This window comes from Agrobacterium sp. M50-1 (assembly GCF_049843495.1).
Taxonomy (GTDB): domain Bacteria; phylum Pseudomonadota; class Alphaproteobacteria; order Rhizobiales; family Rhizobiaceae; genus Agrobacterium; species Agrobacterium radiobacter.
The window spans coordinates 1-1,205 of sequence record NZ_JBBHZH010000022.1 but is presented as its reverse complement, the minus strand read 5'-3'; the positions used below and the strand labels follow the sequence as shown (position 1 = coordinate 1,205).

1 pseudogene is annotated in these 1,205 nt (G+C 58.6%); it reads left to right on the top strand.

From position 1 onward, the window contains the following. Positions 1-64: 64 nt before the first annotated feature. Positions 65-1,205: pseudogene (locus tag WDZ78_RS23290) on the top strand (IS3 family transposase); the annotation flags it as partial.

Below are 1,205 nucleotides of genomic sequence, written 5' to 3'. Positions count from 1 at the left end.
TGACCTTGCCCCGTTGAAATAATCCATTTTGAAGTAAGCTCTGGCCCATTGAGAGGACCAGGGAATGAAGCGCAATCGTTTTACAGACGAACAGATCATCGGCATTCTGAAGGAGCACGAGGCTGGCACGCCGGTCTCGGAGCTTTGCCGCAAGCACGGCGTCAGCGATGCCAGCATCTATAAGTGGAAAGCCAAGTTCGGCGGCATGGACGTATCCGAAGCCAAGCGATTGAAGACGCTGGAAGACGAGAACACGAAGCTGAAACGGCTCCTGGCAGATGCGATGCTGGACAATGCGGCTTTGAAAGACCTTTTGGGAAAGAAGTGGTGACGCCCGCAGCAAGGCGAAAAGCTGTCGCGCATCTGATGGATCACCACCAGATGAGCGAACGGCGGGCGTGTAAAGCCATCGGCTTTTGCCGGATGACGATCCGTTACGAAACCAGGCGCAGCGATGACTATGACCTTCGCGAGCGGATGAAGGCGCTGGCGCATGAACGTCGCCGCTTTGGATATCGACGCCTTCATGTGCTGCTCAGGCGTGAGGGTCACCTTGTGAACCACAAGCGGCTCTTCCGGCTCTATCGGGAAGAGAAACTGACGGTGCAAGCGCGGCGGTCGGAAACGAGCGATAGGCACACGAGCACCGTTGCTGATCCCGCTTGCCGCCAATGATCGCTGGTCATTGGACTTCGTGTCGGATCAGCTCACCGATGGTCGCAGGTTCCGGGTGCTTACGGTGGTCGACGATTGCACCAGGGAGTGCTTGGCTCTCGTCGCCGATACGTCGCTTTCCGGTCTGCGGGTTGCCCGTGAGCTGGACCGGATCATCGAGGGACGAGGCAAGCCGAAGATGATCGTCAGCGACAATGGTAGCGAGTTCACCAGCAACGCGATCTTGCAATGGACGGATCGGACCAAGGTGGAATGGCACTACATCGCACCGGGCAAGCCGATCCAGAACGCCTTCATCGAAAGCTTCAATGGGCGGCTGCGAGACGAGTTCCTGAATGAGACTCTCTTCTCGTCGCTGGCTCATGCTCGATCAGCGCTTTCAAACTGGCGCTACGATTACAACGATCACCGCCCACACTCTGGCCTCGGCTGGCTGACACCCGCCGAGTTCGCTCAGGCAATCAACCCGCGACGTGATGCGGTGCTGCGCAGCCGAAATGGCTCCGCACCGCACCCCGCCGCTACCGCCC